At 58.9% G+C, this 6,903-nt stretch carries 8 protein-coding genes; 4 read left to right on the top strand and 4 right to left on the bottom strand.

Features of this window, described 5'->3' with window-relative positions:
* Positions 1-124 precede the first annotated feature (124 nt).
* The 4 genes from J1C49_RS10645 to J1C49_RS10660 all read right to left on the bottom strand — a co-directional run bounded on the left by J1C49_RS10645 (position 125) and on the right by J1C49_RS10660 (position 3,348).
* Positions 125-1,114: a TRAP transporter substrate-binding protein gene (locus J1C49_RS10645; RefSeq protein ID WP_227445805.1), complete on the bottom strand. Its 990-nt coding sequence runs from the start codon at positions 1,112-1,114 to the stop codon at positions 125-127.
* Positions 1,115-1,146: 32 nt separating this feature from the next.
* Entirely contained in the window at positions 1,147-2,418 is a 1,272-nt protein-coding gene (locus J1C49_RS10650; protein ID WP_227445806.1) for a TRAP transporter large permease, read from the bottom strand.
* Between the two features lie 3 nt (positions 2,419-2,421).
* Positions 2,422-2,901 (bottom strand): TRAP transporter small permease, encoded by a 480-nt coding sequence (locus J1C49_RS10655; RefSeq protein ID WP_227445815.1) that lies wholly within the window; start codon positions 2,899-2,901, stop codon positions 2,422-2,424.
* A 138-nt stretch (positions 2,902-3,039) separates the two neighbouring features.
* Complete coding sequence (locus J1C49_RS10660; RefSeq protein WP_227445807.1) at positions 3,040-3,348, bottom strand: hypothetical protein; 309 nt, start codon at positions 3,346-3,348, stop codon at positions 3,040-3,042.
* Positions 3,349-3,523: 175 nt separating this feature from the next.
* On the opposite strand from J1C49_RS10660, the gene J1C49_RS10665 reads away from it, so the two are divergent.
* The 4 genes from J1C49_RS10665 (at position 3,524) to J1C49_RS10680 (ending at position 6,859) form a co-directional block, all read left to right on the top strand.
* Entirely contained in the window at positions 3,524-3,697 is a 174-nt protein-coding gene (locus J1C49_RS10665) for a hypothetical protein (RefSeq protein ID WP_227445808.1), read from the top strand.
* A gap of 39 nt (positions 3,698-3,736) precedes the next feature.
* Positions 3,737-4,885, top strand: a complete 1,149-nt coding sequence (locus J1C49_RS10670) for a TRAP transporter substrate-binding protein (protein ID WP_227445809.1) — start codon at positions 3,737-3,739, stop codon at positions 4,883-4,885.
* A 116-nt stretch (positions 4,886-5,001) separates the two neighbouring features.
* Positions 5,002-5,517, top strand: a complete 516-nt coding sequence (locus J1C49_RS10675; RefSeq protein WP_227445810.1) for a TRAP transporter small permease — start codon at positions 5,002-5,004, stop codon at positions 5,515-5,517.
* 10 nt (positions 5,518-5,527) lie between these two features.
* On the top strand, positions 5,528-6,859 hold the full coding sequence (locus J1C49_RS10680; protein WP_227445811.1) for a TRAP transporter large permease: 1,332 nt from the start codon (positions 5,528-5,530) through the stop codon (positions 6,857-6,859).
* The last annotated feature ends 44 nt before the right edge of the window (positions 6,860-6,903 follow it).

The following is a 6,903-nucleotide window of genomic DNA, read 5'->3' on the forward strand; positions in this document are numbered from 1 at the left end:
TGCGTCGTCTTGCGGGAATGTCACCAGACGCTCTCATGCGTCCAACTTGGCAAAGTGTCGTATGCGACCACAGAAAAGGGCGGCCCCATGTCAGGGCCGCCCTTCATCGTTTGTGTCGTCTGAATTATTCGCTCATCGCGGCCTGGAAACGCTCAAGATAGGCTTGCGCATCCGGGTATTCCGCGAGGATCACATCCCAGCTCTTGCGTGCGCTTTCCATGAATGGCGCGAGGTCCGGTTCGATGATCTCGACGCCCATTTCGGCGGCAGTGGCCATGCCTGCGTCTGCAAGTTCGTCATGCGCGGCAATGCCAACGGCAATTGCATCGGTTGCGGCCTGCTGGATCATCTCCTGCATGTCCGCGGGAACACCGTCCCACCAGGATTTGGAGACAACCATGATCGTGGTCGATTGGTGCGCCTTGGTCATGGTGTAGGAGGACACCACCTCGACGAACTTGTCAGCCACAAGCGCGTCCGGGCTGATTTCAATCGCGTCCACCACGTTGTTCTGAAGCGCCATGAACAGTTCACCATAGGACATCGGGGTCGGCTGCGTGCCCATCGCCTTGTAGGCCTCGACAAAGCCCGGAGTCGGCAACACGCGGATCTTCAGACCCTGCATGTCATCGATGCTTGACACCATGGCAGGATCCTTCGCGGCGACGGAGCGTTCGTAGATCGACCCGAATCCCAGCCCATACATGCCATATTCACCCAGAAGGTCGAGCATCTCGCGACCCATGTCGCTTTGCAGGATCTCGTAGGCCTGGCTCTTGTCCTCGAAAAGATACGGCAGGGAGAGCACGCGATAAGCGTCAACCACGGTTTCCAGCGTGGATCCGCCAACGAAGCCCCCGGTCAGGATGCCGGTGCGCATCGACTGGATCGCGCGACCTTCGTTGCCAGCCTGTCCGCAGCACTGGATCTCGACAGCGACATCGCCACCAGAGCGCTCTTCGATGAGCTTTTTGAACTCGTTCAGCGTCACCTGATAGGGGCTCGTGTCAGACAGCACATGCGCCATCGTCATCGTGTAGCTCTGCGCCTGTGCGACGCCCGCGGCAAGCATCGCCGCCGCTGTCAGCCCAAAGAGTTTTTTCGTGATACCCATGATTGTGTTCCCTGTTGTTGAGTGCTTGTCGATTATCGGAGCAGGACCAGAGACAGGCCCGGGACGTAGGTGATGATCATCAGATTGGTAAGGAGGACCATCAGGAAGATCGCCAGCGGGCGCATGAGCTGCTCCATGCTGATGCGCGCGATACCGCAGGCGATGAACAAGTTGACGCCGACAGGAGGGGTCACCATTCCGACGGCGAGGTTGACGATCATGATCAGTCCGAAATGAACCGGATCGATGCCATAGCTGACAGCAATGGGTGACAGGATCGGACCCAGGATCACGATTGCGGCAAAGGTCTCCATGAACATGCCGACAACGAGAAGGAACACGTTGACCAGCAGCAGGAAATAAATCGGATTTTCGGTGATCGTGGTCAGCAATTGGCCAATTTGCTGCGGTGCCCGCAACAGGTGCAGCGCGAAACCGAACATCGACGCGAACGCAACAATGATCATGACAACCGAGGACGTCACCGCCGCCGATGCAAAGACGCGCGGCAAAGCGGACACCGGCAGTTCGCGATAGACCACGACCCCGAGGATCAGCGCATAGAACACCGCGACGACTGCGGCTTCGGTTGCGGTAAAGATCCCCCCGAAAATGCCCCCGAGAATGATGACAGGCAGGAGCAGGGAAAGCGAGGCACGCCAGAATGCCGCCGCCACATCTGCAAGCCATGGGGTCAGCTTGAACGGCTGGCGCTCGCCATAGCCCATGATCCAGGCCATCAGGATCGCCGTCGTCATCAGCGACACCCCGATCATCAGCCCCGGCAGGAACCCGGCAATGAAGAGGTCGGTGATCGACACGCCGTTGACGACGCCGTAGATCACCATGGCGACGGAGGGCGGAATGATCACGCCAAGCTCTCCGGAGGATGCCGTGGTCGCCGCCGAGAAGGGGCGCGGGTATTTCTGTTTTTCCATTTCCGGGATCAGCATCGACCCCACCGCCGCTGCCGTTGCGGCCGATGATCCCGAGATCGTCGCAAAGAGCATCGAGGTCATCACGACCGCGATTGCCAACCCGCCACGGATCCACGACACCAAAGCCTTGGCAAACCCCACAAGGCGCGCCGCGATTCCGCCCTCCTGCATCAGCTTTCCAGCGAGAACATAAAGCGGAAGCGCCATAAGCGCGAAACTGTCCAGCGCGTCAAACACCACCTGCGGAATGGCGATGAAGGGGATGCCCTTGTCCATGAGCGTCGCCAGAGACGCCATACCGAGGGAAAGCGCGATCGGGACGCTGGCAAGGAAGAGGGCAAAGAGAACAGCAACCAGAAGGACCAAGGCTCAATCCTCCGGCGCGAAATCAGCGGCAAAGCGGATATCGCGATCAAGCGAAATCGTTTCTGCGATCAGGGCCAGCGAATTGATGATCATGATGACCATCGACACGGGCATGGCCCAGTAAACCTTGTCCTTTTTTATCCCGAGCACAGGGCTGGTTTCGGACCGACCCAATTCAAGGAAATCGAGCCCCACCCAAAAAAGCAGCCCGAAAAACCCGATGCAGAGCAACATCACACCGTATCTGATGGGGACGCCAATCTTCGCCGGAACTTTTCGCACACCGAACTCTAGTGCGATCATACGCGCGTGACGGACACCGATTGCCGCGCCCAGAAAGACCATCCAGATAAGCGTATAGCGCGCCAGTTCCTCTGTCCAAGGAGCGGAGATGTTATACCCGGCCGCGGTGAGAACGAACCTCACAAGTACCTGCCATAAAACGGCAAATGCAACTATGGCGAGGAGGAAACCGACGATCATGGTCAAGACCGCGTTCATTCGGTCGACCGCTTGTACAAAACTCGGCAGCACCCGGCAGTCACTCCCCAAAGTGTTCGCATCGCGACTTTTTGTTCGAATTTGACGGTATTCGATTCTGCGCAAAGAGCAAAGAGAAATTCAGCGCCCTGATTTCAGAGGTACGCGCCGCCAAAGACCGAAGCCATCCGTCAGCGCATCCGAGGCTTTCTCCGGGCCGCCCAAACCGCCGGCCTCGGTCTCGGAGACCTCATTAATCCGAGCGAGCTGACGCCTTGCCCCGCCCCAACGTTTGACGTCTTGCGACAATTCTCCATGCACACTGCTCCGAGGCTCTTCGTTTGGCAGAGTCGCCACCAAATGCGCATAACGATTCGGCGAAACGTGGAACGCCACCGGATGCTGCAACGCGGCGTCGCCAACCATGATGCGGGAAAGGCCGGTCAGCAACGGCGCGACCGTTTCCCCGCATCATCACGATTCAGATATTATGGAGACTTTTCATATACCTAGAGAGGTATCTCAAAAACGGAGATGACGCGGCATCGCACGTGACAAAACACTTGCCAAAAGCAAATGTAAGCGCTTACATTTAACCTTACGGAAAGCTTGGGAGGGCTTGACCATGGCATTGATCATCTCAGCGGTTTTGTTCTTTGCCTATGTCGCAAATGTCGTGCTTGGCGCAACGGGCGGGGCGGCATTCATGGGCGATCTCGGCGAAGCCATCGTGCTTTTCACAGCTTCGATAGCCTTCACGATCGCGATCCTGAAACGGGAACGCGACGCACGAAAATAACAAATCATCCGACATAACGACGTCTCAAGGGAGGGACACATGACCTACGAAAAGGAAGAGCTAGCCTCGACAGAGCGCAGAAACTTTCTGAAGCTTGCAACAACCGGCGGCTTCACGGCCGCGCTTGTTGCCGGCGCTGCCGGAACGCTCTGGTCCACCGAGGCTGCAGCGCAAACCGCACAGGAAGAGCGTGACCGCGAGCGTGCCGCCGAGCATACGATGACGTTGGCCACTGCTTACGTGCTGGGGGCATCGCGCAGCTACCCGATCATGCAGCTCGACCTCAAGGAGAACATCCAGAACGCCACAAACGGCAAGGTCTATGTGAAGCTCGCACCGGGCGGACAGCTCGGCGCCGGTGGTGCGTTGGCGCAAGCGGTTCAGGGCGGCACGATCCAGTGCGCGCAGCATTCCTTGGCAAACTTTGCACCGTTCGCGAGCACGGTCGACCTGATCAACCTGCCTTATTTCTGCGGTTCCAACCAGCGTTTCACAAACCTTGTGACATCCGACACCTGGAAAGCTGAAGTGCATCCCAAGATCGAAGCGTCCGGCTTCAAGGCGCTGTTCTACATCAACATCGATCCGCGTGTCGTCGCCGTGCGTGCCGGTGGCGCGGGCCCCGTGATCACGCCGGACGACCTCAAGGGGGTCAAGTTCCGCGTTCCGGGCAGCCAGATGCTTCAGCAGTATTACCGGATGGTCGGCGCGAACCCGACGCCGGTCGCCTGGGGCGAAACACCCTCCGCGATCAAGCAGGGCGTTGCCGACGCGCTCGACCCATCGGTGGGCGCACTGTATGTCTTCGGCTTCTCCGACATCCTGTCCCACGTGACATTCACGCAGGCCGTCCCTGACAGCCAAGTCTATTCGATGAACCTCGAATGGTTTAACGCGCTTCCCGGCGATGTGCAGGAAGGCATCGAGTTTGCCGGCGAAATGACCGCGCATCAGAACCTCGCAAAGGTGCCGTCAGCACGCACCTACGCCATGGCAGAGCTGGCCAAGGCCGGTGTTCAGTTCCACTCGCTCTCCGATGATCAGTTGGCGGTGTGGAAGGAGACCGGCGGATATCAGCGTTCCGAATGGGACACCTTCAAGACGGAGCTGGCCGGTTCGATGGAGACCTTTGCCAAGCTCGAAGAAGCCGCCGGTACGCAAGGCCGCTACTACGTCCACGACGCCTGATCGGCGTAAAACCACGGGCGCGCCGAGACCGGCGCGCCCGACACACCGCAGTCACCCGATTTCATTTTGACATGAGTCCCGGCGCTTGCCTGTGCGGCGCCTGACGGGAGAACTCCATGCACCGCATACTTGACGCCCTCAATCGGAACGCGGAGCGCTGGGCGCTTCTGGTGTTCTATATCATGCTCGTTGCGACCATGTTCATCGAGGTGCTGCGCCGCGAAATCCTGTCTTACAGCTCCATCTGGGGCGAGGAAATCGTGCGCTACAGCTTCATTTATCTTGCCTGGATCGGCGCTGCAGCAGCCGTCAAGGAGCGCGGACACATCCGCATCGATGTTCTCATGCAATATGTCGGCCGGCGGGTGAAAGCCCTGCTCTATATCTTCGGCGATCTGGTCATGTTCGTTGTCGCGCTGATCGCGTTCTACTGGTCATTCGAGGCGGTCCACGTGTCCTGGAAATTCGGGTCCGTGACCCACGGTCTGCGGATCAGCCAGGTCTTCTTTCTGAGCGCTGTGCCGATTGGCTTCGCCTTGGTGATGGTCCGCCTTGTGCAGTCTTTCCTCCGCGATGTCGCGGACCTTCGTGCGGGCAAGCCCGTCTACGAAGGCGACAAACTTTTCGACTGAGGGAAACGCCATGCTTTGGAATCAGCTCCAGAACCAGACCGTCGAGCTCGGCTGGGATTTCTATGGTCCCGTGCTGCTTTTCGTCTTGCTGGTTGCGCTGGCGGTGCCGGTTTGGGCCGCGATCGGATCGGCGGCAATCCTGATGCTGCTGTGGTCTGGCGCGCTGCCGCTGTCGCTTGTCGGTGAAAGCCTTTTTCACGGGATCGACCATTTCGCGCTGACCGCCGTGCCGCTGTTTATCCTGACCGGCGACGTGCTTGTGCGCACGGGCCTCAGCCGCAAGTTTCTCGATGTTGCCGAGGCGCTGACCCAGTTTGCGAAGGGCGGCTTTGGCTCTGCAACGGTGCTCGTGTGCGGCATGTTCGCCGCGATATCCGGCTCGGACGCCGCTGGCGCGGCGGCTGTTGGCCGCATGACCATCGCGCGTCTCGTCGAAAGCGGATATCCCCGGCCCTACGCCTGCGCGCTTGTTGCCGCCGGTGCCTGTACAGGCATCCTGATCCCGCCCTCCATCGCCTACATCATCATCGGCCTTGTGCTGGGCATATCCGCCTCAACCCTGTTTCTGGCGGCCGTCATCCCCGGTCTTGCGATCCTCGTGTCGATCCTCGCGACAAACATCATCATGAACCGGCTCTATGGCTGGGAGGGCGGCGGCAATATCTCTCTATCCGACTACCTGGCAAATCTCGGCAAGGCGCTGAAATCCGGCTGGTATGCCTTCATCGTGCCCGGCATCATCTTTTATGGCATCTTTTCCGGCCGTCTGACGCCCACGGAAGCCGGTGCAACCGCAGTGGTTGTCACCATCATCATGGGCTTCATCCTGCGGACCCTGAGACTGAGTGACTTTCCCGCCATGCTGGTGAGTTCCGCCAAGGTCAACGGTGTGATCCTCCCAATCATCGCCTTCTCTCTGCCTCTGGCGCAGGCGCTCGCGATCATGGGAGTCCCGCAGGGTTTTGTCGCTGCGGCGACATCGGTGAGTGAAGAGCCTTGGGTCTTGATCCTGATGATGGTCGGGATTCTCGTTGCCGCGGGCTGCGTGATGGAGACGACACCGAATATCGTGATCCTTGCGCCGATCCTGAAGCCGCTGGCGGACAATATCGGCATGAACGAGATCCAGTTCTGTATCATGATGATCACCGCTCTGGGCGTTGGCTTCATCACCCCCCCGCTTGGCCTGAACCTGTTCGTCGTGTCTGGCATCACCGGCGAGTCGATCCTCAAGATCGCTTACCGCGCCATACCGTTCGTTCTGTTCATGCTGATTGTGACCCTGTTCATCGCATACGTGCCGTTTATCTCGACGGCGCTGTTGCCGGACATTTACAGATAGGACCTTAGGAATGGCGAGAGAGTATCTGAAGAAGGCGGTTCTGA

The sequence above is a fragment of the Cognatishimia sp. F0-27 genome (assembly GCF_020667845.1).
In the GTDB taxonomy this organism is placed as follows: domain Bacteria; phylum Pseudomonadota; class Alphaproteobacteria; order Rhodobacterales; family Rhodobacteraceae; genus JAFMPQ01.